Raw genomic sequence first — 20171 nt, forward strand, 5'->3', positions numbered from 1 at the left:
GGCACCCAGTCCGGGTACGCGCGGGCCGTCCAGCGGCGGAACGGGGAGACTAGACATGAGCGCACCGACGGGACGGGTCGACACGATCGTGCTCATCCACGGGCTCTGGATGACCTCGCGGAGCTGGGAGCGCTGGGCGCAGCGGTACGCCGCGCGCGGCTTCCAGGTGCTCACGCCCGCCTGGCCCGGCATGGACCGCGAGGTGGAGGAGCTACGGGCCGACCCGGCGCCGATCGCCGCGCAGCGCATCGCCGACATCGCCGAGCACTACGCGGCCATCGTCCGGGACCTGCCGCGCCCGCCGATCATCATGGGCCACTCGTTCGGCGGGCTGATCGCCCAGTTGCTGCTGGACCGGCGCCTCGGCGCCGCGGTGGTCGCCGTGCACCCCGCGCCGGTACGGGGCGTGCTCAAGCTGCCGCCCAGCACGCTGCGCTCCGGGTATTCGATCCTGCACAACCCGGCGAACCGGCACCGCGCCGTGCCGTTCACGCCGGAGGACTTCCGGTACGCCTTCGGCAACACCATCAGCCAGGAGCAGTCCGACGCCGCCTGGGAGCGGTACGCCGTACCGGGCGCCGGGCACGTGCTGTTCGAGGCGGCGTTCGCCAACCTGGACCCGAAATCGGCCACCGAGATCGACAAGAAGCGCAGCGACCGCGCCCCGCTTCTCATCACCGCTGGGGGCGAGGACCACGTGGTGCCCGCAACCCTGGCCAGCTCGATCGCCAACCTCTACCGGAGTTCGACGGCGCTCACCGGCTACCGGGAGTTCCCCGGCCGGTCGCACTTCGTCGGCGGCGAACCGGGCTGGGAGGAGGAGGCGGACTACGCGCTGGAGTGGGCGGTGGAGGCGGCGAACGAGTACTCCCCGACAGTGGTCGCCGAGGCCCCTCGACGTCCCTGACCCCGCCGCAAACCGAACACCGAGCAGCCGCGTTTCGAATATGAGCATGCCGCAAATCGCACACGAATACCCTCGCAGATCGAAACCCTCGCCGGCTATCATGATGTCGTGCCGACCCCGCATTTGATTCCGCGTCGGGCCGCCGCGCAGGTCGACGCCGCGCTCGCCGACACCCGCGTCGTGCTGATCAGCGGAGCACGCCAGGCAGGCAAGAGCACGCTGGTCCGCATCGTCGCCGGCGATCGTCTCGCCGAGCGCCGCGACCTCGACCGGGCACAGGACCGGGCGGCGGCGATCGCCGACCCGGTCGGCTTCGTGGATTCCTCCGAACTCCTGGTCATCGACGAGATCCAGCGCGCCCCGGAGCTCCTACTGGCCATCAAGGCAGCCGTCGACGAGGACCCGCGCCCCGGCCGGTACCTGCTCACCGGCTCGTCCCGGCTGTTCGGCATGGTGGCCGCCCCGGACGCCCTGCCCGGCCGGATGGAAACCGTCGAGCTATGGCCGTTCTCCCAGGGCGAACTCGACGCAGCGCCGGACGGATTCATCGACGCCGTCTTCGCGCTCGGCCCGGACCTGCGACACGAGTCCGACGTGACCCGCGCCGACTACGCGGCCCGAATCGTGCGCGGCGGCCTACCCGAGGCCACCACCCGCACCGACCCACGCCGGCGCCAACGGTTCCTCGACGCCTACGTCCAGGCACTCATCGACCGCGACGTCCGGCAACTGTCCGACATCCAACACAAGAGCGAACTCCGCAAACTGGTACGCCTCCTGGCGGCCAGATCCGCGACCATCATCGCCGCCAACTCCCTCGAATCCGCCCTTGGACTGAGCCGGCCGACGATCGCCCGCTACCTCCAAGCTCTGGAGGAGATCTTTCTGATCAAACGGATCCCCGGATGGTCCCGCAACCTGGGCACCCGTGCCACCGCAGCCCCGAAACTGATCTTCGTCGACTCGGGTATCGCCGCCAACGAGACCGCGACCGACGCTCGCGCACTACTCCGACCGGGCGCACCGTTCGGCCCACTACTCGAATCATTCGTCCTGTCCGAACTGTCCCGCCAGCTCACCTGGTCCGATCAGCCCGTCGACCTGTCCCACTACCGCGACCAGAGCAGGTACGAAGTCGACGCGGTGCTCGAGAACAGGGCGGGCCAGGTCGTGGGGATCGAGGTCAAAGCAGCCACCACCGTCGGACCCGACGACTTCCGCGGCCTACGCCGACTCGCCGACCGTCTGGGCGACGACTTCATCGCCGGCATCGTCCTCTACACCGGCACCTCCACGCTGCCGTTCGGCGACAGACTCCGCGCCCTGCCGGTCAGCGCACTGTGGCAGACTTCCGCACCGCCACCAGCCTGACCTCGTTCCCTTCCGTAGGTCGCTCCCCGCACCGGAGTGGACATACCCGCCAGCCGGGCGAGGGCGACGTCTGGGATCGGGCGATCGACCCCCACGAGTCATCCCCCGAACTGGCGCAGCCACTCCATGTTCCGGTCGTGCTGCTCGTCGGTGATCGGCGGCTGTTGTGCCAGCCTCCGGCGGGCCTGCTCGACGTCCTCGTTGGTCACGACTCGTACATACTCCGCTGCCGGTACGGCACACGGGTGCTGTCCGACTCTGTTCCGGCCGGTACTCATCGCGGCCGGAACCGCCGGGAGCACTCACCGTCGTGTCCAGGCCGGAGCAGGCACCGCTGCCCGCCGGGCAGCAACCGGTCGCAGAACACCCAGTGACGAACGTTCTGGTCGTCCTCCGCCGAGACAGTGGTGCCGCCGGGCTCGGCCTGTGGCAGGACGTGCGTCCAGTGCGCCACCACCCGGGCCAGCCGCTGAGCGGAGAGCAGGTCGTTGACGACGACCGGCAGGTGGATCACCCAGCGCTCGGTCACCTGTCGTACCCCCGTTCGTTGCGGGCCCGGGCCTGCTCCGACTGCCAGCGGCGCAGCGCGTTCTTGATCCGGTCGGTCTCCCGGCGGCTCTGCGCCAGCGCGTCGTAGACGGCGGCCAGGTCACCGGCGACGCGGTCGAGGAACTCCCGCACCTCCTGCGGGTCGAGCCCGCGCCGACCCAGCGGGGTCGTCGGGAAGCTCCGCTCACGGACCTGCCACGGGCGCAGGGGCTGGTAGGCGGACGAGCGGTAGCAGGTCGATCCGAGGACCGACCGCCGGCGACGCCGGACACGCCGGAGGAAGACGCGCATGACAGGACCTGCCCCTCACCGTCGAGATCGAACCGTGGAAGGGCGGGCCCACCGACCCGCCCCGCACCGGCGGACCCACCCCGGCACCTGCCACCGCAGCCTTCGATCAGCAGTACGTCAGCAGGGCACAGCACGTGACTCAGGTCGACAAACCGGTAACCCAGCCGATCCGGCCACTCACCCATCGTGCAGCGAACTGCACCCTTTACGCAACTCCCGATTCGGGAGTGTGTCATTGCGAAGCTCGTCCGGTTCCGCCACACTGACCGGCATGACTGGAAGCCCGACCGTCCGACGTCGACGCCTGGCCGCTGCCCTCCGTCGCCTCCGTGAGCAGACCGGCATGACCGCCGACCAGGCTGCCAAGGAGGTGGGTATCTCGAAGTCGGCGATCAGCCGCATCGAGAACGCCCAGGTGTCCGTCATGCCGCCGGTCGCCCGTGGACTTCTCGAGCTGTACGGGGTGGAGGGCGACGAGGTGGACGCACTCGTCCAGGTCGCCCGCGACGCCCGCAAGCGTGGCTGGTGGCAGGCGTACGACGACGTGCTGCCGGACTGGTTCGAGGTCTACGTCGGGCTGGAAGCCGAGGCGTCCGAGATCCGCGCCTTCCAGCCACAGCTGATTCCGGGTCTACTCCAGACCGCCGACTACGCCCGCGCGGTCATCCGCGCCGAGCACCCGGACGCCCCGACCGACGAGGTGGACCGGCGGGTGGAGTTGCGCATGCGCCGCCAGGACACCGAGACTCCGCCGAAACTCTGGGTGGTGCTGGACGAGGCAGCCCTACGGCGGCCGGTCGGCGGCGCGGAGCTGTTCGCGGCGCAGTTGCGGCGGCTGGCCGAGGAGGCGGACCGGCCCGGCCGCACCATCCAGATCCTGACCTTCGGCGCGGGCGAGTACGGCTCGATGGGCAGCGCCTTCAGCGTGCTGACCTTCCCCGAGCCGGCCGATCCGGGGGTCGTCTACGTCGAGACCCGCGCGGGTAGCCTCTATCTCGAAGGCCAACAGGTCAGGGAGTACAGCCGCGTCTTCGAGCACCTGGTCGCCACGGCGGCCGGCGCCCGGGAGTCGCGCGACCTCATCCTGGGGGCGATCGACGAGCTTTGAGAGGACGGCGCGGGTGGAAAAGGCCAACCAGGCGACGATGACCTGGCGCAAGAGCACCCGTAGCAACGGCTCCGGCGACTGCGTTGAGGTCGCCGACAACCTGCCCGGCGTGGTCGGGCTACGCGACAGCAAGGACCCCGCCGGTCCGGCCCTCGCGTTCCCGCCGAGCAGTTGGACCGCTTTCATCCGGGCCGTCAAGAGCGAGACCCTGAGCCGCTGAGGGGCTCCTCGCCAGCACGGGAGCGGCGGTGTCGGCGTGTTGACAGTGTGCTGCGCGGCTTCCGGTGAACAACCCGGCGGGCTACTTCCGGATCAACGGGTTTCGCCGACCTACTCGCGGAACGCACCACACTGGAGGCCGTGACGGCGAGCGTCCGGTTCTGGGAGGAGCAGCTCCTCATCCAGCCCTCGAATCCCGGCCGGGAGATCAGAGCGTGTCATAGACGTCGCCACGATGGCCGAGGTGAACCACGAGGACGATCAGTTCTTGATCGCGGACGGTGTAGATAATGCGGTAGTCACCGACCCGTATGCGCAGTAGACCGGGATGCCCGGCTAGCGCCTTCACCCCGGCCGGACGGGGCTCGATGGCCACGAGGCGAGGGCGTCGACAAGGCGGGCCTGCACGGGTCTATCGAGCTTGCGCAGCAGTTTGGCGGCGGCTCGATCGACCCGGACGGCGAAGACCGGCTCCGGTGGCAGCGTCACAAGCCGAGCTCGTCGCGCAGGTCGGCCAGCGGGACGGGGGTGTCGCCGGCGTCGATGCGGGCCAGGGCATCGCGGGCCGCCGAGACATCTGCGGCGTCCTCGGCTCGCTCGATCGCTTCGGCAAGCTCGGCGGGGACGATAGCCGCCAAGCGCTGCCCACGGCGGGTCACATAGGTGATCCGCCCCGCGTAGTGGGCACGCGACACGACATCCGCGAGGCTGTCTCGGGCATCGGAGATCGGCAGTTCGGCCGCGGGCTCGCTCATATCCCGATCGTACAACTCGTACGACTCGTACAAGTGCAAAAGTGCCGCCTGCCGACCCTGGTGTGCGGGTGGGTGCGCCGGGTATGACGGAAACATGAGGGCGAGTTTCCGTCTGGGTCGGATCGCTGGCGTACCGGTCGGCGTCAACTGGAGTGTCCTGGTCATCTTCGTGCTGATCGCGTGGGCGCTGTCGGCGAGCCTGTTTCCCGCCTCGTACCCCGGTCACTCCCCCATCGCCTACGTCGCGGCCGGCCTGGCCGCCGCCGTGGTCTTCTTTGTCGGCCTGCTCGCCCACGAGGTGGCGCACGCGGTCGTCGCCAAGCGCAACGGCATCGAGGTCGAGGGCATCACGCTGTGGCTGTTCGGCGGCGTCGCCGAGCTGAAGGGCGAGGCGAAGGACCCTGGCGCCGAGCTTCGGATCGCCGGGGTCGGGCCGCTGGTCAGCCTGATCCTCGGCGTGTTCTTCGCGGCGATCGCGGTGGCCGTCGCCGCAGCGGGTGGGCACGGGCTGCTGCTCGGCGCGCTGGCCTGGCTGGCGGGCATCAACGTGCTGCTGGCGATCTTCAACGTGCTGCCCGCCGCCCCGCTGGACGGCGGGCGGCTGCTGCGCGCGGCGGTCTGGAAGTTCACCGGCGATCGAACCAAGGCGTCGGTGGTGGCGGCCCGCGCGGGCTGGGTGCTCGGTGTCGTGCTGATCGGGCTCGGGCTGTGGCGGTTCCTGACCGGCGCCGGGTTCGGCGGGCTGTGGCTGGCGCTGATCGGCTGGTTCCTGCTCGGCGCCGCCGGCCAGGAGGAACGCGCCGCCCGGATGGGCGACGCGCTGCGCGGCATCCGGGTGGGCGACGTCATGACGCCGCAGCCGCAGACCGCGTCCGGCGACCTCACGGTGGCCGACTTCGTCGACCACTACCTTTTCGCGTACCGGCACTCGGCGCTGCCGCTCACCGTCGACGGCAGGCCGGTCGGTCTGGTCACGCTCGCTCGGGTACGCGGCATCGCGGCGGACCGCCGCGCCTCGACAACCCTGGCCGAGGTCTCCTGCCGGGCCGACGAACTGGTGCTCGCCCGCCCGGAGGAGCAGCTCACCGACCTGCTGCCCCGCCTCAACGAGTGCACCGACGGCCGGGCACTCGTGGTGATCGACGACCAGTTGGTGGGCATCGTCTCGCCCAGCGATATCAGCCGGGCGGTCCAGCGCGGCAGCCTGCGCCAGCAGACGCCGGCCGGGCGGTGAATCAGTCCCGGGGGAAGTAGCGGTCCATCTCGGCGGTGCGGAACTTCCCCTTCGGGTCGAACTCGCGCAGCAGCTTGGCGAAGTCCTCATGTCGGGGGTACGCGGCGGCGGGATCGCGCTCGAACAGCTTGCCCCAGTGCGGGCGCGGCGCGAACGGGGCGAGCCGCTCCTCCACCTCGGCCAGCACCGGCGCGACAGCCACCGGGTCGCCGATCCAGGTGAAGTGCAGCGCCAGCGAGTCGCGCCGGAAGTTCGGGCTCAGCCACAGCTCGTCGGCGGCGACCGTACGCAGCTCGCAGATCTGGAGCACGGCGGCGATCCGCTCGGCGACCGGGTCGAGCGCGGCGAGCGCCGCCATGGCGTCGCCGCGGGCCACGTGCCACTCGGACTGCAGCTCGTCGCCGCTGCTGGGGGTGAAGCCGAGCCGGAAGTGCGGCAGCCGCTCGTGCCACGGCCCCGGCTCGCCGAGCTGCGCGGTGCAGTGCTCCGGTGACATGCCGGGCACCGGGTGCCGGGGCGAGTCGGCGGCCACCGTGTCCAGCCAGTCGGCGGGCGGCGGGGCCTGGTCGGCGTACTGCTTCACCCACACCTGGTCGAAGCGCTCGGAGCGCCACGAGGTGAAGACGCTGACGCTGTACGCGGCGTCGAGCGCCTCGTCCAGCGCGGCGAGGGGCAGGCCCAGACGGACGTGCTGGCGCACCGCGTACGTGGGCACCACGTCGAGCGTGAGCCGGGTGACCACGCCCAGCGCGCCCAGGTTGACCACCAGCCCGGCGAACCGCGGATCGCTGCGGTCGACGGTGATCAGGTCGCCGTCTGCGGTGACCAGTTCCAGCGCGGCGACGGCGGCGGCGAGGTTGCGGTTCCGCGCGCCGGAGCCGTGGGTGGCGGTGGCGACCGAGCCGGCCACCGAGATGTGCGGCAGCGACGCGAGGTTCGCCAGCGCGTACCCCTGAGCCTGGAGCTCGGTGGCCAGATCGCCGTAGCGGACGCCGGCCGCGACGGTGACGGCGCCGCGGTCCGGGTCGAGCGCGACGGTGGGCGGCATGCCGTCCAGGGCGATCTGGGTGCCTGTGGTGTCGCCGAGCCGGTTGAACGAGTGGCCGGTGCCGACGGCCCGGACCAGGTCGGCGTCCGCGACCAGCCGCCGCAGTTCGTCGGTCGAGGTCGGCCGCGATCGGGTACGCGCCGACCAGCTGACGTTTCCGGCCCAGTTGGTGTCCGTCATGCGCTGCATCATCCGCCATCATGCGCCGACAGGGTTGCCCCGGCCACTCGGCGGGAATCCTGGCGGAATGAGCAGCTACCGCGACCCGAGCCTCCGCGGCGACGTGTACCCGTCGGAGGAGGAGATCGACCCGACCGGCGTGGACCCCGACCTCACCGGCACCACGCCTCCCGCGTCGGGCATGGCGCCCGCCGCTGTGGGGGTGACGCCCGCCGCGACCGCCCCGGTTCCGGGGCCCACGCCGGAGCCCGAGCCCGCGCCGGTGCCCCACCCGGGGCCGCCGCCGCGCCAGGCGTCGGGCCGGTCGATCGTGACCCGGCACCTGGACGGCTCCGTCGAGGTGGTGACCGACCTCGACGGCGACGGCGTGGCCGACGTGGTGCAGGTCGACCTGGACGGCGACGGTGTGCCCGACGTGACGTACCTGGACAGCGACCGCGACGGCCGCCTCGACACCGTCCGCCGCGCAACCCCACGCTGACCACCCCTGGCCGCCCGGCGCCACTCACCCGGCTCGTCGATCTTGGAGTTGTGGCGCCTGGATTGCCCCCTTGAGCGAAGCTTGTGAGGTGCCACAACTCCAAGATCGGCGGGGTGGGCCCGGCGGGGCAGGGGCCGGGTCAGACGTGGGGCATCACCTCGGCGGCTACCAGCTCCAGGTGGTCCAGGTCGGTCAGGTCGAGTACCTGGAGGTAGGCCCGGGAGCTGCCCGTCTCGGCGTACCGGCCGAGCGTCTCGACCACCTCGGCGGGCGTGCCGGCGGCGCCGTTCGCGCGCAACTCGTCCGGGTCGCGGCCGATCGCCTCGGCGCGCCGCTTCACCTCGGCCTCGTTGCGACCGCAGCAGAGCACGAGCGCGTTGGACCAGGCCATCGTGGACGGGTCGCGGTCGATCTCGGCGCAGGCGTCGCGCACGCGCTGGAACTGCGCCACGGTGTCCTCGACCGAGACGAACGGCAGGTTGAACTCGTCGGCGTACCGGGCGGCCAGGCGGGGCGTGCGCTTCGGTCCCATGCCGCCGAGCAGGATCGGCGGGCGGGGGCGCTGCACCGGCTTGGGCAGCGCGGGCGAGTCGCTGACCGGGTAGTACGTGCCGGGGAAGTCGAACGTGGAGCCCGCCGGGGTGGACCAGAGCCCGGTGATCACCGCGAGCTGTTCCTCCAGCCGGTCGAACCGCTCCCCCAGCGGCGGGAACGGGATGCCGTACGCGGCGTGCTCCTCGGCGTACCAGGCCGTGCCGATGCCCAGCTCGATCCGGCCGCCGCTCATCTGGTCGACCTGCGCCACGGTGATCGCCAACGGGCCGGGTAGCCGGAACGTGGCGGCGGTCATCAGCGTGCCGAGCCGGATCCGGGTGGTGTCGCGGGCCAGCCCGGCGAGAGTGGTCCAGGCGTCGGTCGGGCCGGGGTCACCGCTCACCGAGCCCATCTTCAGGTAGTGGTCGGAGCGGAAGAACGCGGCGAAGCCGGTCTCCTCCGCGCGCCGGGCCACCGCGAGGAGCTGGTCGTAGGTGGCGCCCTGCTGGGGTTCGGTGAAGATCCGCAGTTCCATGCCCCGAGCATATGGAGCCGGCCGGCGCGAGGCAGCGCGACCTGCCATTCCTTGCCAGGCATATAACCAGTGAGGCATATTGAAGCTGTGACAGTCGACGCCTTCGCCGTGCTGGCCGAGCCCTCCCGGCGCCGCATCCTGGACCGGCTGCGCCGGGCGGAGAGCAGCGTCGGCGAGCTGGTGGACGCGCTGGGCATGAGCCAGCCGGCCGTCTCCAAGCACCTGCGGGTGCTCCGCGACGCCGGCCTGGTCACCTGCCGTACAGCCGCGCAGCGGCGGATCTACCGGGTCGACACCACGCCGCTACGGGCAGTCGACGACTGGCTCGGGCCGTACCGGTCGATGTGGACCGCGCACCTCGACGCCCTGGAACGCCACCTCGACAGTCAGGAGTGACAGATGGACCGCGACACGTTCCGTCCCGGCCCGCTCGCCCGGGTGGAGCTGACACCCGAGAACGAGCTGGTCTTCGTCCGCGACCTGCGGCACCCGCCGGAGAAGGTGTGGGCGGCGCTCACCGACCCGGATCGGCTCGCCGAGTGGGCGCCGTTCCTGACCGACCGTGACCTGGGCCGTACCGGCGACGCCGTGCTCAGCGCCGTCGACGGCGACCAGACCTACCCGGCGCCGGCCCGGGTGCTGCGCGCCGACCGGCCGCACCTGCTGGAGTACACCTGGGGCGACGACCTGCTGCGCTGGGAGCTGACGGCGAACGGCGACGGCACCACGCTCACGCTGCGGCACCGGGTCGGCGGTCCCGACCTCGCCGCGATGACGGCCGCCGGCTGGCACATCTGCCTCGACGTCGCCGCGCGTCTGCTCGACGGCGACCCGGCCGGCCCGATCCGGGGCGCGCAGGCGAAGGACTTCGGCTGGGCGGAGCTGCGCGACGCGTACGCCGAACGCCTGGACCACGGCTGACGCCTGCCGTCACCCGGTCCGGCGGCGCAGCCACCCGGCGGCGCCACCGACGAGCGTCGTTCCGATGGTGGTGCCGATGGCCACGAGCGCCGCCCCGACCGCCCACAGGCCGGTGTCGTCGGTCGAGGCGGCGTGCACCGCCCACGGGACGGTGAACGCCACTGTCATCACTGTTGCCACCAGCCAGATGTTCAGCCACCAGCCGGCGACGGCGGCCAGCGCGCCCAGGGTCAGCACCGCGGCGGCGACCTGCCAGACCGCGTACGGCCCGCTCATGTCGCCGGTCTGCGGGTCCACGGTCCAGCCGGACTCCCAGCTCAGCCAGGCCACCCACGCGCCGGCCGTGGCCAGCGCCAGGAACAGACCGCCGAGCAGCGTACGTCTCGTTGTCACGCCTTCGATCCTGCCCGGCCGGCGGGGCGGGCGAATGAGCACGCGTACTCGATTTCGCCGCCGCGCACACGGCGGTGTGCGCGGCGTGTGCGCCCGGTGCCAGCGGCCCCGGTCATCGTCGGCGTCATGAGTTACGCATTCGAGGCAGAGGGCCTGGTCAAGCGGTTCGGTACGACGACCGCGCTGGCCGGGATCGACCTCGCCGCACGCCGGGGGACCGTGCTGGGGGTGCTGGGGCCCAACGGCGCCGGCAAGACCACAGCGGTGCGGATCCTCGCCACGCTGTTGCGCCCGGACGAGGGGCGCGCCACTGTCGGCGGCCACGACGTGGTCACCGACGCCGCCCGGGTACGGCGGCTGATCGGCCTGACCGGCCAGTACGCCTCGGTCGACGAGGACCTGACCGGCACGCAGAACCTGGTGCTGATCGGCCGGCTGCTCGACCTGAGCCGTCGTGAGGCCCGGGCGCGGGCGGCGGAGCTGATCGCCTGGTTCGGCCTGACCGACGCGGCCGGGCGCCCGGCCAAGACGTACTCCGGGGGTATGCGCCGCCGCCTGGACCTGGCGGCGAGCCTGGTCGGCCGACCGGAGGTGATCTACCTGGACGAGCCGACGACCGGGCTGGACCCGGCCAAGCGGGAGGAGATGTGGGGCGTGGTTCGCTCGCTCGTCGACGACGGGTCGACGGTGCTGCTGACCACGCAGTACCTGGACGAGGCGGACGCGCTCGCCGACGAGATCTCGGTGATCGACCACGGGCGGGTGATCGCGCACGGTACGCCGGGCGAGCTGAAGCGGATCGCCGGCAGTCAGACGATCGTGGTCCGGCCGACCGATCCGGGCCGGATCGGCGCTGTCGCCGAGATCCTGCGCGCCGCCACCGGGACCGATCCCGAGCTGCCCCGGCCGGGCGTGCTCACCGTGCCGGTGGACGACGACGCCACGTTCACCGCAGTGGTCCGCCGGCTCGACGAGGCCGGCATCGGGGTGGTCGAGCTGGCGCTGCGGCTGCCCAGCCTCGACGAGGTGTTCTTCACGTTGACCGGCCACGGCGCCGAGGAGCCCACGGAGGTGGCGGCATGACCACGACGACCCGTACGGCGGCGATGCCGTCCCGGACCGGCGCCACCCCCACCGCGGCCCGTCCGTTCGGGCTGGTCCGGCACAGTCTCGCGCTGGCCGGCCGCAGCCTGATCAAGACGATCCGGACCCCGGAGCAACTGCTCGACGTCACGCTTCAGCCGATCGTCTTCGTGCTGATCTTCGTCTACCTGCTCGGCGGCGCGGTCGCCGGCTCGCAGCACGAGTACCTGCAGTTCCTGCTTCCCGCGATCATGGTGCAGACCGTGCTCTTCGCGTCCATCGCGACAGGCGTCAGCCTCAACACCGACGTGGAGAAGGGCGTCTTCGACAGGTTCCGCAGCCTGCCGATCGCCCGGTCCGCGCCGCTCGTCGGCTCGGTGGTCGGCGACCTGGTCCGGTTCGTGGTCTCCATCGCGGTGCTGCTGGGGTTCGGGTACGCGCTCGGCTTCCGGATCGGCACCGACCCGCTCTCCACGCTCGCCGCCTGCCTGCTCACCATCGCGTTCGCGTTCGCGGTCAGCTGGATCGGCGTGCTGCTCGGGGTGCTGATGCGCAGCCCGGGCGCGGTGCAGGGCACGGCGTTCCTGCTGCTGTTCCCGCTGACCTTCGGCACCAACATGATGGTGCCGACGGACACGCTGCCCGGCTGGTTGCAGTGGTGGGTCGGGGTCAACCCGGTGGCCGACGTGATGGAGGCGGCGCGGGGTCTGATGATCGGTGGCCCGGTGGCCGGGCCGGTGACCCGGTCGTTGCTCTGGACCGTGGCGATCATCGCGGTGTTCGCGCCGCTCGCGGTCCGCGCCTACCGCCGCCGCGCCTGACCGGACCGCACGACGATCACCGAGCCGGGTCGCCGCCCACGAACGCGAGGGCGTCGGCCCGGCTGCGGCCGTGACCCCGGGCGTACGCGGCGGCGTAACTCTCCTCGCCCAGCTCGGCGCGCAGCCGCTCGGCGAGCCGCTGCGCGTCGGGGTTGGAGCGGTCCGGCCGCCCGCGCAACGAGTCGGAGACGCCGAGCAGTTCGGCGGCCCGCTCGTACCGGCCCTCCGCCGCCGCCAACGCCACCCAGCCGACCGCGATGATCGCGACCACCGGCATGTCCCGGGCGGCGAGAGCCCGCGTGGTCGCCTCGTCGAGGCACCGGCGCGCACCCGAGAGGTCACCGCGGGCCAGCGCCAGGTGGCCCGTCTCGGCCAGCAGCAGGCCACGGAACTGCGGGGCGACCAGCGGCGTCTCGGCCTGGCGGCGCATCGCCTCGGCGAGGCACTCCTGCGCCTCGTCCAGCGAGCCGTCGGAACGGGCGATGCTGCCGAGCATCATCAGCCCGAACGCGCCGTCCCGGCCGTCCCGGTCGGTCACGAACCGGCGCAGCTCGGCCTTGGCGCCGGCCACGTCGCCGGAGCGGGCCCGGATGGCCGCGAGCCAGATCAGTTGGAAGCCCGGCTCCGAGGCCGGGTTGAGTTCCCGGGCCAGCCGCACCGACTCCTCCAGCGCCGCTGTCGCCGCGTCGAAGTCGCCGCGTTTGGTGAGCGCGTCCGCGTACTCGCTGAGCACGTGCGACAGGCTCATCCGTTCGCCGACCGCGCGCAGCTCCGCGGCTGCGACGGTCAGGTCACGCAGCATGCCCTCGGCGTCGCCGTCGTTCTCCTTGAACTTGCCGCGTATCCCCAGCAACGTGCCGTCGGTCCACGGGTCGGGGTGCCCCCGCGCCCGGTCGATCGCCGCGATCCCGGCGGCGGTGTCGTCGCCGAAGATCGACAGCATCGGTGCGAGCAGCCCCACGATCGGGTGCTTGGTCCCCTCCACCGCCCGCAGGGTCGTGGTCAGCTCGGCGATCTGCTCCGGCGTCGGCCCCTGCTCGCCGCGTGCCAGCTCGGAACCGATGCGGATGGCGAGCACCACCGCCCGCTCCTCCTCCGGAGCCGGGCCGGGCAGCGCCAGCGCGCGGGCCAGCACGTCACCGCCGATGCCGCCGTCGTCGCCCCAGATCACCAGCGGCAACGCCAGCCCCGCGCCGATCCGCAGCGCGGTGTCGGCGTCACCGGCGTCGCAGGCGTAGTGCAGCGCGCCGACGATGTTCTCCCGTTCCGCCTCCAGCAGCCGCAGCCACGGCAGCTGACCGGCCGTGCGCAGGTGCGGCTCCGCGGTCCGGACCAGCTCCCGGAAGTACGCGGCGTGCGCGGCCCGCGCCCCGGCCACCGCCCCGGCGGCGGCGAGCCGTTCCAGCCCGTACTCCCGGATGGTCTCCAGCATCCGGAACCGCCCGTCGCCGACCACCTGGAGCAGCGACTTGTCCACGAGCGCGTCGAGCAGCGCGGCGGCGGCCGGGCCGGCGACGCCGGCGGCCGAGTCGGCGGTGACCGACGCCGGGAAGACCGCCAGCCGCTCGGCGAGCTGCCGCTCGTCGTCGGTGAGCAGCCCCCAGCTCCAGTCCACCACCGCCCGCAGCGTGCGGTGCCGGGGCAGCGCGGTGCGGCTGCCGCCGGTCAGCAGCCGGAACCGGTCGTCCAGACCGGCCGCGACCTGCCGCGGCGACAGCGTGCGCAGCCGCGCCGCGGCGAGTTCGATGGCCAGTGGCAGGCCGTCGAGTCGCCGGCAGATCTCCACCACGGCCGCCACGTTCTCGCCGGTCACCGCGAACCCGGGCCGCACTGCGGCGGCCCGGTCTCGCAGCAACTGCACCGACGGGTACGCGAGCGCGTCGTCCGGCGTCGCGTCCGCCGGTGGCAGGCGCAACGGCGGTACGGGGTCCAGCGCCTCACCGACGATGCCCAGCGGCTCCCGGGAGGTGGCCAGCACGCGCAGTCCCGGGCAGCGGCCGAGCAGTTCCTCGGCGAGCCGGGCGGCGGCCTCGACGACGTGTTCGCAGTTGTCCAGCACGATCAGCGTCTCGTCGGCGGCGATCGTCTCCACCAGGCGGCCGAGCGTGTCGCGGGCCGGCTGGCGTACCGGTTCCAGCGTCCGGTCCCGCCGGCCGAGCGTGTCGAGCACAGCCCGTGGCACGTCCGCCGGGTCGGTGATCGGCGCCAGCTCGACCAGCCACGCCCCGCCGGGCACGCCGTCGGCGAGCCGGCCCGCCGCCACGCTCGCCAGCCGCGTCTTGCCTGCCCCGCCCGGCCCGAGCAGGGTGACCAGCCGGTTGCCGGCGAGCAGCCCGGTGAGCCGGCGCAGGTCCTCGTCACGCCCGACGAACGTGGTGAGCGCGGCCCGCAGGTTGCCCCGCCGCGCCGCAGCCGTCGGCTGCTGCGGCGGGGCCGCCTCGCCGCGCAGCAGTTCCAGATGCGCGGCCCGCAACTGCGGCGACGGGTCGACGCCCAGCTCGTCGGCGAGCCGCTGCCGGATCCGCTCGTACGCCGCCAGCGCCTCGGCGGGCCGCCCGACGGCGGCGAGCGTGCGCAGGTGCAACTCGGCCAGCCGTTCCCGCAGCGGATGCGCGGCGGTCAGCTCCTCCAGCTCGGCGATGATCAGCTCCGGTCGCCCGGTGCGCAGCTCCGCATCGATCCGGTCCTCCTGCGCGGTGAGCCGCAGCTCCGCCAGCCGCGCCACCGCTGCCGCCGCGTACGGCGCGTCGGTGACCTCGGTCAGCGCCGGCCCGCGCCACAGCGCGAGCGCGTCGCGCAACGTCGTCCGCGCCGTCGCCGCGTCGCCGTCGCGCAGCGCCGTCCGCCCCTGCCGGGTCAGCCGCTCGAACCGCCCGGCGTCCACGTCGTCCGGGTCGAGGTCGAGCCGGTAACCGGCCGGGCTGCTGCGTACGCCGAGGCCGGGCACCGCCCGCCGCAGCCGCGACACGAGCGTCTGCACCGCGTTCGCGGTGTCGGTCGGTGGCTCGTCGCCCCAGAGCGCCTCGGCCAGCGCGGGCACGCTCACCGGCCGGCCCGGATCCAGGGCGAGGCGGATCAGCAGCGCCCGCAGCCGCGCCCCGGCGACGTCGACCGGCCGATCGCCGTCGCGGACCTCAAGCGGCCCGAGGATCCCCACCCGCACCATGCCACTCTCTCATCCGCCGTCGAACCGATGGTGGCAAGATCGCGGGCGTGACGAGTGTGTCCCGCCCGCTGCCGCGGCTCGTGCCGGCCGAGGCGTTCGCGGACGTCCCCGCCGACCGGCTCTTGGCGGTGCTGGAGGCGGTCACGATGGTCCTCACGCTCCCCCACCGGGCCGCCGAGCGGGTGGACGCGCTGGTGGTGGCCACCGGCCAGGGCGAGGACTGGCGTCTCACCGACGCGATCCGCGCCTGGGAGACCGGCCCGGCGCTGCGGCACCTGCTGGTGGCGAACACCGACTCGGCCGAGCGGACCTACCGCCCGCTCACACTGGACCGGCTGCGCGGGCTCGGCCTGCGCCGGGTCGACGGGGTCGTGCTCCAGGCCGAGCCGGTCACCGGCACCGGCCGGCAGGCCACCTGGGTCGTGGAGCAGGTGCGGGCGCTGGGCATCGGCAGCGTCGCGCTCGTCGTCTCGCCGTACCACCTGGTCCGGGTCTATCTCACAGTGCTGCGGGCCTGCGACGACGCCGGCCTGCGGATCCCGATGGTTCCGCTGCCCGTGGCCGTCGCACCGGACGCCCCGGTGCCGGAGACCGGCGCGGCCGGGTACGACCTGGTGGCCGGCGAGGTCAGCCGGCTGCTCCGCTATCCCGGCCAGGGGTGGATCGCCACCCCGGAACGGCTACGCGACTACCTGCGCTGGCTCTGGTCCGAGCACCACCCTCTGCTCACCGGCGCCTGAACGTTTACCGCCCGGTCGGCGGGCTACGCGTCGGGGATCCGGACCGTGAGCACCCGGGTGAGAGTGCGGAAGCCGGCCGCGTCGTACATGCGGCGGGCCGGGTTGCCGTCGACCACCGACAGGCCGACGGACGGCAGTCCCGCCTCCCGCGCGCCACGCAACGCGTGGACGAGCAGCGCCCGGCCGAACCCGCGGCGCTGCGCGCGGGGCGCGACGCCGAGGTTGAGGATCCAGACGCAGTCGTCGTCGGTCCACGGCACCGGTCCGGCACACAGCACGTGCCCGGCGCTGCGGCCGTCCGGGTCGATCAGCCGGGCCGAGGCGGGCACCAGTGGCGGCACCGGCTCACCGGTGTCGAACATCGCCCGCACCTGTTCGGTGTCGCTGGGCTGCCAGCGGCCGTCCGGGTGGTCCGGGCCGTACGCCGCGTCCAGCCCTGTGGCGAGGTCGTCGTCCCAGCCGGGGGCGCCGAGCGACCAGCCGTCCGGCAGCGCCACCGGCCCGGGCACGTCGGTCAGGTCGTGCCGCATGTCAGTGGCGGCCCGGCTCAGCTCCAGCCCGTCGGCCACCAGCGCCGCCGCCAGCGCCTCGTCCGGCGTCTCCAGCCGATGCCCGGCGAGGTCATGCCGTACCTGCGCGACGAGCCGGGTGAGCGGCGCCTTGGGCAGCGGCCGGACGTCGGCCGCGACCCGCGTGCCGTCGTCATCCCGAAGCCGCATCCGGGCCAGCGGCGCGTCGTCGGCACCGAACAGCAGCGAGTCGTCAGGGGCGTCGGGGTGCGGTCGTACCGGCATTCGCGGCAGCGTACCGGGCGCACCCCGGTCCCGCTCCCCGTCGACCTTGGAGTTGTGGCGCCTGAATCGCCCTACTCGGCGACATTCGTCAACCACCACAACTCCAAGATCGACGAGTGCGCCCGCGAGCGGGTGGGCGCGGGCCTAGGGTTGGGGGGTGAGCAGGATCGATCGGGGCAGCAGGACGATCGCCGCCACTCCGGCAGCGGTGTACGGCGCGCTCGTCGACCGGGCCGCCCTGGAGGCGTGGCTGCCGCCGGACGGGATGCGCGGGCGGATCGAGCGGTGGGATCCCCGGCCCGGTGGCGGGTTCCGGATGGTGCTCACCTACCTCGACCCGGCGGGCAGCCCGGGCAAGACGTCGGACGCCACCGACGTGGTGGACGTCGGGTTCGCCGAACTCGTACCGGCGCGCCGGGTGACGCAGACGGCGGTGTTCCAGGCCGACGACCCGGCGTACGCGGGCACCATGACCATGACCTGGCACCTCGCGGCGGCCGGCGACGGCACCGAGGTGACAGTCACCGCCACCGGCGTACCGCCGGGCATCGACCAGACGGCACACGAGGAGGGCATCGCGTCCTCGCTGGCGCACCTGGCCGCGTACCTCGAACCGGGCGGCTGACCTCGGCGGACGCCGGGGTTGGCGGCGGTTTTTGCGGGCAGCCGCCGGCGGTGACCGGGCAGCGGGAGGGGCGCGACGGTGCTGCTCGGCGCGCTCTCCTCGTCCCGGCACACGCTGGGGGCCGTCAGGCGTCCCCGCGGACGCGGGCGTGCAGGTGCATGTCGTGCCGCCCGTCGTCGTGCACCGCCGCGCTGCGCTTCGTGCCCTCCAGCCGGAACCCGGCCTTGACCGCCACCCGGCACGACGCGACGTTGCCGGTCGAGTGGTCCAGCCAGAGCCGGTGCAGCCGGCCGTCGCCGAGCGCCCACGCGCTCACCGCCCGCAACGCGCCGGAGGCCACGCCCGCGCCACGGGCGGCCGGAACCACCCAGTACGCGCACCCGGCCTCGCCGTCGTCGAGGTTGAAGCCGCCCAGCACCATGCGGCCCACCACCGCGCCGTCGCGCGTCACCGCCCAGCTCGCGCCCGTCTCCTCCTGCCAGGAACGACGGAGGTGGGCGAACCACTGGAGGACCTGCTCCGGCGACGCGGGCCGGCGGGTGTGCCAGCGGCGGATCTCCGGATCCTGGTACGCGGCCAGGACGGCGGGCGCGTCCCCGTCCGCCCAGGGGCGCAGGACCAGGCCGCCCTCGGCGGGCAACGTCGGCTGCGGGCCGGTGGTGAGCGTGCCGGCGGGAACGGCGGGCGGTGTGGACACCGGAAAGCGCATGCCCGACTCTCCCCCTCGGACCACCCCGCGTGTCAATCCGGTTCAGATCGTCAGCAACCCTCCGTTGCGGGTGTCGCGAGGGGCCAGCCGCCCGGCTAGGGTGCGCCGGTGGCAGTGACGGCAGCGGGCGCCTTCCGGCGTACGCCAGGGGAACGGGCCGACCAGCGACTCGCCTGGAATCGCGCGGACCAGCCGTTCTTCGCAGCCGGGGCCTGCCACATCCTGGCCTGGGTGTGCCGGGACACCTATCCGGACCGGCCGATCGGCCTCGCGGGGTTGCGGTTCGCGGGCGAGCGCCAGGTCTTCCACGTGTACGCGACCTGGGCGGACTGGGCGTTCGACCACGCCGGGTGGAACCCGGAGGCGGACCTGCTCGCCGCCAACCGGGAGTTCGAGCGGCGCCCACTGGACCGGATCGCGATCGCAGGCGACCTCGCCACGTTCTGCCGGGCCCAGCATCACCGCACGCCGCACCAGTACTTCGGTGACCCACTCGCCCGCGCCCGCGACTATGTCAACCGGCATCCCCCGCCGTGGGCGTGACATCGTCCGGGATCCGGTCGGCCCCGGGCCGGCGCGGCACCGCATACCGGATGTGGGCCCGCTGCCGGGGCGGGCGCGGACGGGCTGGACCCGCCGTCGTCGGGGCGGGCCCAGCCTCGCGCCGGTCCGGAGGGGCGCGTCGATCAGCGCCGCTTCGGGCTCGGTGACAGGACGCCGGCGTCGTCGGGCCGTACGCCCGGATTGCTCGGGTCCTGCGGACCGATCGGGACCGGCGACGACGCGGCCGGCGGAGCCGGAAGCGCGCTGTCCGGCCTGGTCGGGTTTTCAGGGCCGACCGGGACCGGCGACGGCGCGGCCGGATTGCTCGGGTCCTCCGGGCCGACCGGGACCGGCGACGGCACGCCCGGCGGCGGATCGACGGGCTCGCTCCGGCCCGGCTGCGGGACGCTCGATCCCGGCTGCGGTGAGATCACGGCGTCGTCGCTCCGGCCGGCGTATGCGAACGGCGCGCTGATCACGAGCACCGCGAGGACGCCCGCCGCGCCTGCCGCCACCGTGTTGCGTCGACGGCTACGCGCGCGTCGTTCCGCCCTGGTCAATGAGTCCCGCACAGTCGGTGCCTCCTCGGCGATGTCGGTGAGGGTGGAGCGGAGCAGACCTTCGAACGGATCACTCATCGCTGCATCTCCAGAAGCTCGCTGTCCGGCAGGATCTGACGCAGTCGGGTGACCGCGCGGTGGGTCCGGCTGCGCACCGTCCCGACCGAGCAGCCCAGCAGTTCGGCGACCTGGGCCTCCGGCAGATCCTCGTAGTAGCGCAGGACCACGACGGTGCGCTGCGCCGGTGGCAGTTGCCACAGCGCCGCCCGCAGCGCCAGCCGGAGGTCCGTACCTCCGGCGGGGTCGGCCACCACCGGCTCGTGCCTGCCGACCGGCGACTCCCGGCGGCGGCGCAACCGTCGCCACCAGCTCACCTGCTCCCGGTACATGACGGCGCGGAGGTAGCCCTCCGGGTCGGCGTGCCGGATGGTCCGCCACTTCGGAATGATCTTCGACAGCGCCGACTGGAACAGGTCCTCGGCACTGCTGCGGTCACCGGTGAGCAGGTAGGCGACCCGTATCAGCGCCGGCGCCCGGCTCGCCACGAATTCGGCCAGCACCGCCCGCTCGTCCTCTTCCACCGCACCACCCTCTTCTCCTCTTT

General features: G+C 73.2%; 25 protein-coding genes. 13 read left to right on the forward strand and 12 right to left on the reverse strand.

What is annotated here, in order from left to right:
- Window positions 1–55: 55 nt before the first annotated feature.
- Entirely contained in the window at window positions 56–907 is an 852-nt protein-coding gene (locus MicB006_RS18650) for an alpha/beta hydrolase (RefSeq protein WP_116507801.1), read from the forward strand.
- Between the two features lie 108 nt (window positions 908–1015).
- Window positions 1016–2278, forward strand: coding sequence for an ATP-binding protein (locus MicB006_RS18655; protein ID WP_116507803.1), 1263 nt, complete (start codon window positions 1016–1018; stop codon window positions 2276–2278).
- Between the two features lie 274 nt (window positions 2279–2552).
- Here the strand turns inward: MicB006_RS18655 and MicB006_RS18660 are convergent, their stop codons facing one another.
- Together MicB006_RS18660 and MicB006_RS18665 are read right to left on the reverse strand one after the other, a co-directional pair.
- The gene (locus MicB006_RS18660) at window positions 2553–2807 is read right to left on the reverse strand and encodes a hypothetical protein (protein ID WP_116507805.1); all 255 of its coding nucleotides are present in this window, start codon (window positions 2805–2807) and stop codon (window positions 2553–2555) included.
- A complete protein-coding gene (locus MicB006_RS18665) occupies window positions 2804–3118 on the reverse strand; it encodes a DivIVA domain-containing protein (protein ID WP_116507807.1) in 315 nt (104 codons plus the stop codon). Before MicB006_RS18665 ends, MicB006_RS18660 begins: the two co-directional genes overlap by 4 nt.
- A 271-nt stretch (window positions 3119–3389) precedes the next feature.
- Here MicB006_RS18665 and MicB006_RS18670 point away from each other — a divergent pair, with 271 nt between their 5' ends.
- On the forward strand, window positions 3390–4226 hold the full coding sequence (locus tag MicB006_RS18670) for a helix-turn-helix transcriptional regulator (RefSeq protein ID WP_116507809.1): 837 nt from the start codon (window positions 3390–3392) through the stop codon (window positions 4224–4226).
- Between the two features lie 37 nt (window positions 4227–4263).
- Entirely contained in the window at window positions 4264–4446 is a 183-nt protein-coding gene (locus tag MicB006_RS18675) for a DUF397 domain-containing protein (RefSeq protein WP_116511596.1), read from the forward strand.
- A 207-nt stretch (window positions 4447–4653) separates the two neighbouring features.
- Here the strand turns inward: MicB006_RS18675 and MicB006_RS18680 are convergent, their stop codons facing one another.
- Together MicB006_RS18680 and MicB006_RS18685 are read right to left on the reverse strand one after the other, a co-directional pair.
- Window positions 4654–4821 (reverse strand): type II toxin-antitoxin system RelE/ParE family toxin, encoded by a 168-nt coding sequence (locus tag MicB006_RS18680; RefSeq protein WP_225980415.1) that lies wholly within the window; start codon window positions 4819–4821, stop codon window positions 4654–4656.
- Window positions 4822–4930: 109 nt separating this feature from the next.
- Window positions 4931–5200, reverse strand: coding sequence for a type II toxin-antitoxin system prevent-host-death family antitoxin (locus MicB006_RS18685; protein ID WP_174361730.1), 270 nt, complete (start codon window positions 5198–5200; stop codon window positions 4931–4933).
- A gap of 94 nt (window positions 5201–5294) precedes the next feature.
- Here MicB006_RS18685 and MicB006_RS18690 point away from each other — a divergent pair, with 94 nt between their 5' ends.
- Complete coding sequence (locus MicB006_RS18690) at window positions 5295–6434, forward strand: site-2 protease family protein (RefSeq protein ID WP_116507811.1); 1140 nt, start codon at window positions 5295–5297, stop codon at window positions 6432–6434.
- A gap of 1 nt (window position 6435) precedes the next feature.
- Here the strand turns inward: MicB006_RS18690 and MicB006_RS18695 are convergent, their stop codons facing one another.
- A complete protein-coding gene (locus tag MicB006_RS18695; protein WP_116511598.1) occupies window positions 6436–7662 on the reverse strand; it encodes an FAD-binding protein in 1227 nt (408 codons plus the stop codon).
- Between the two features lie 67 nt (window positions 7663–7729).
- Between MicB006_RS18695 and MicB006_RS18700 the strand changes: the two genes are divergently transcribed.
- Window positions 7730–8143 (forward strand): hypothetical protein, encoded by a 414-nt coding sequence (locus tag MicB006_RS18700; protein ID WP_116507813.1) that lies wholly within the window; start codon window positions 7730–7732, stop codon window positions 8141–8143.
- Between the two features lie 139 nt (window positions 8144–8282).
- Here MicB006_RS18700 and MicB006_RS18705 read toward each other — a convergent pair whose 3' ends face one another.
- The gene (locus tag MicB006_RS18705) at window positions 8283–9212 is read right to left on the reverse strand and encodes an LLM class F420-dependent oxidoreductase (protein WP_116507815.1); all 930 of its coding nucleotides are present in this window, start codon (window positions 9210–9212) and stop codon (window positions 8283–8285) included.
- A gap of 87 nt (window positions 9213–9299) precedes the next feature.
- On the opposite strand from MicB006_RS18705, the gene MicB006_RS18710 reads away from it, so the two are divergent.
- On the forward strand, window positions 9300–9608 hold the full coding sequence (locus tag MicB006_RS18710; RefSeq protein ID WP_116507817.1) for a metalloregulator ArsR/SmtB family transcription factor: 309 nt from the start codon (window positions 9300–9302) through the stop codon (window positions 9606–9608).
- Between the two features lie 3 nt (window positions 9609–9611).
- Window positions 9612–10133 carry an SRPBCC family protein gene (locus tag MicB006_RS18715; protein ID WP_116507819.1) on the forward strand — a complete coding sequence of 174 codons (522 nt, stop codon included), beginning with the start codon at window positions 9612–9614 and terminating at the stop codon, window positions 10131–10133.
- A gap of 9 nt (window positions 10134–10142) precedes the next feature.
- Here the strand turns inward: MicB006_RS18715 and MicB006_RS18720 are convergent, their stop codons facing one another.
- A complete protein-coding gene (locus MicB006_RS18720) occupies window positions 10143–10526 on the reverse strand; it encodes a hypothetical protein (RefSeq protein WP_043329122.1) in 384 nt (127 codons plus the stop codon).
- 126 nt (window positions 10527–10652) lie between these two features.
- Between MicB006_RS18720 and MicB006_RS18725 the strand changes: the two genes are divergently transcribed.
- Window positions 10653–11609 (forward strand): ATP-binding cassette domain-containing protein, encoded by a 957-nt coding sequence (locus tag MicB006_RS18725; protein ID WP_116511601.1) that lies wholly within the window; start codon window positions 10653–10655, stop codon window positions 11607–11609.
- Window positions 11606–12430: an ABC transporter permease gene (locus tag MicB006_RS18730; protein ID WP_116507821.1), complete on the forward strand. Its 825-nt coding sequence runs from the start codon at window positions 11606–11608 to the stop codon at window positions 12428–12430. The genes MicB006_RS18725 and MicB006_RS18730 overlap by 4 nt, the downstream gene beginning before the upstream one ends.
- A gap of 16 nt (window positions 12431–12446) precedes the next feature.
- On the opposite strand, the gene MicB006_RS18735 is transcribed toward MicB006_RS18730, so the two are convergent.
- A complete protein-coding gene (locus tag MicB006_RS18735; protein ID WP_116507823.1) occupies window positions 12447–15596 on the reverse strand; it encodes a BTAD domain-containing putative transcriptional regulator in 3150 nt (1049 codons plus the stop codon).
- 47 nt (window positions 15597–15643) lie between these two features.
- Between MicB006_RS18735 and MicB006_RS18740 the strand changes: the two genes are divergently transcribed.
- Window positions 15644–16336 carry a hypothetical protein gene (locus MicB006_RS18740; protein ID WP_370013352.1) on the forward strand — a complete coding sequence of 231 codons (693 nt, stop codon included), beginning with the start codon at window positions 15644–15646 and terminating at the stop codon, window positions 16334–16336.
- Window positions 16337–16359: 23 nt separating this feature from the next.
- On the opposite strand, the gene MicB006_RS18745 is transcribed toward MicB006_RS18740, so the two are convergent.
- Window positions 16360–17130, reverse strand: a complete 771-nt coding sequence (locus MicB006_RS18745; RefSeq protein ID WP_116507826.1) for a GNAT family N-acetyltransferase — start codon at window positions 17128–17130, stop codon at window positions 16360–16362.
- 157 nt (window positions 17131–17287) lie between these two features.
- Here MicB006_RS18745 and MicB006_RS18750 point away from each other — a divergent pair, with 157 nt between their 5' ends.
- Complete coding sequence (locus MicB006_RS18750) at window positions 17288–17755, forward strand: SRPBCC family protein (protein WP_116507828.1); 468 nt, start codon at window positions 17288–17290, stop codon at window positions 17753–17755.
- Window positions 17756–17879: 124 nt separating this feature from the next.
- Here MicB006_RS18750 and MicB006_RS18755 read toward each other — a convergent pair whose 3' ends face one another.
- Window positions 17880–18464, reverse strand: a complete 585-nt coding sequence (locus MicB006_RS18755) for a GNAT family N-acetyltransferase (protein WP_116507830.1) — start codon at window positions 18462–18464, stop codon at window positions 17880–17882.
- 108 nt (window positions 18465–18572) lie between these two features.
- Between MicB006_RS18755 and MicB006_RS18760 the strand changes: the two genes are divergently transcribed.
- Window positions 18573–19007: a hypothetical protein gene (locus tag MicB006_RS18760; protein ID WP_116507832.1), complete on the forward strand. Its 435-nt coding sequence runs from the start codon at window positions 18573–18575 to the stop codon at window positions 19005–19007.
- A 143-nt stretch (window positions 19008–19150) separates the two neighbouring features.
- Here the strand turns inward: MicB006_RS18760 and MicB006_RS18765 are convergent, their stop codons facing one another.
- Together MicB006_RS18765 and MicB006_RS18770 are read right to left on the reverse strand one after the other, a co-directional pair.
- Window positions 19151–19645: a hypothetical protein gene (locus MicB006_RS18765; RefSeq protein WP_116507834.1), complete on the reverse strand. Its 495-nt coding sequence runs from the start codon at window positions 19643–19645 to the stop codon at window positions 19151–19153.
- The gene (locus tag MicB006_RS18770) at window positions 19642–20148 is read right to left on the reverse strand and encodes a SigE family RNA polymerase sigma factor (RefSeq protein WP_116507836.1); all 507 of its coding nucleotides are present in this window, start codon (window positions 20146–20148) and stop codon (window positions 19642–19644) included. The genes MicB006_RS18765 and MicB006_RS18770 overlap by 4 nt, the downstream gene beginning before the upstream one ends.
- Between the last annotated feature and the right edge of the window lie 23 nt (window positions 20149–20171).

The organism is Micromonospora sp. B006 (assembly GCF_003408515.1).
Lineage (GTDB): Bacteria > Actinomycetota > Actinomycetes > Mycobacteriales > Micromonosporaceae > Micromonospora > Micromonospora echinospora_A.

Excerpts from the sequence above, each read along its gene's own strand:
- MicB006_RS18690 (WP_116507811.1), top strand. The coding sequence starts at position 5,295 with ATGAGGGCGAGTTTCCGTCTGGGTCGGATCGCTGGCGTACCGGTCGGC.
- MicB006_RS18650 (WP_116507801.1), top strand. The coding sequence starts at position 56 with ATGAGCGCACCGACGGGACGGGTCGACACGATCGTGCTCATCCACGGG.
- MicB006_RS18695 (WP_116511598.1), bottom strand. The coding sequence starts at position 7,662 with ATGACGGACACCAACTGGGCCGGAAACGTCAGCTGGTCGGCGCGTACC.
- MicB006_RS18700 (WP_116507813.1), top strand. The coding sequence starts at position 7,730 with ATGAGCAGCTACCGCGACCCGAGCCTCCGCGGCGACGTGTACCCGTCG.
- MicB006_RS18730 (WP_116507821.1), top strand. The coding sequence starts at position 11,606 with ATGACCACGACGACCCGTACGGCGGCGATGCCGTCCCGGACCGGCGCC.
- MicB006_RS18685 (WP_174361730.1), bottom strand. The coding sequence starts at position 5,200 with ATGAGCGAGCCCGCGGCCGAACTGCCGATCTCCGATGCCCGAGACAGC.
- MicB006_RS18765 (WP_116507834.1), bottom strand. The coding sequence starts at position 19,645 with ATGAGTGATCCGTTCGAAGGTCTGCTCCGCTCCACCCTCACCGACATC.
- MicB006_RS18715 (WP_116507819.1), top strand. The coding sequence starts at position 9,612 with ATGGACCGCGACACGTTCCGTCCCGGCCCGCTCGCCCGGGTGGAGCTG.
- MicB006_RS18675 (WP_116511596.1), top strand. The coding sequence starts at position 4,264 with ATGACCTGGCGCAAGAGCACCCGTAGCAACGGCTCCGGCGACTGCGTT.
- MicB006_RS18745 (WP_116507826.1), bottom strand. The coding sequence starts at position 17,130 with ATGCCGGTACGACCGCACCCCGACGCCCCTGACGACTCGCTGCTGTTC.
- MicB006_RS18725 (WP_116511601.1), top strand. The coding sequence starts at position 10,653 with ATGAGTTACGCATTCGAGGCAGAGGGCCTGGTCAAGCGGTTCGGTACG.
- MicB006_RS18670 (WP_116507809.1), top strand. The coding sequence starts at position 3,390 with ATGACTGGAAGCCCGACCGTCCGACGTCGACGCCTGGCCGCTGCCCTC.
- MicB006_RS18705 (WP_116507815.1), bottom strand. The coding sequence starts at position 9,212 with ATGGAACTGCGGATCTTCACCGAACCCCAGCAGGGCGCCACCTACGAC.
- MicB006_RS18755 (WP_116507830.1), bottom strand. The coding sequence starts at position 18,464 with ATGCGCTTTCCGGTGTCCACACCGCCCGCCGTTCCCGCCGGCACGCTC.
- MicB006_RS18735 (WP_116507823.1), bottom strand. The coding sequence starts at position 15,596 with ATGGTGCGGGTGGGGATCCTCGGGCCGCTTGAGGTCCGCGACGGCGAT.
- MicB006_RS18665 (WP_116507807.1), bottom strand. The coding sequence starts at position 3,118 with ATGCGCGTCTTCCTCCGGCGTGTCCGGCGTCGCCGGCGGTCGGTCCTC.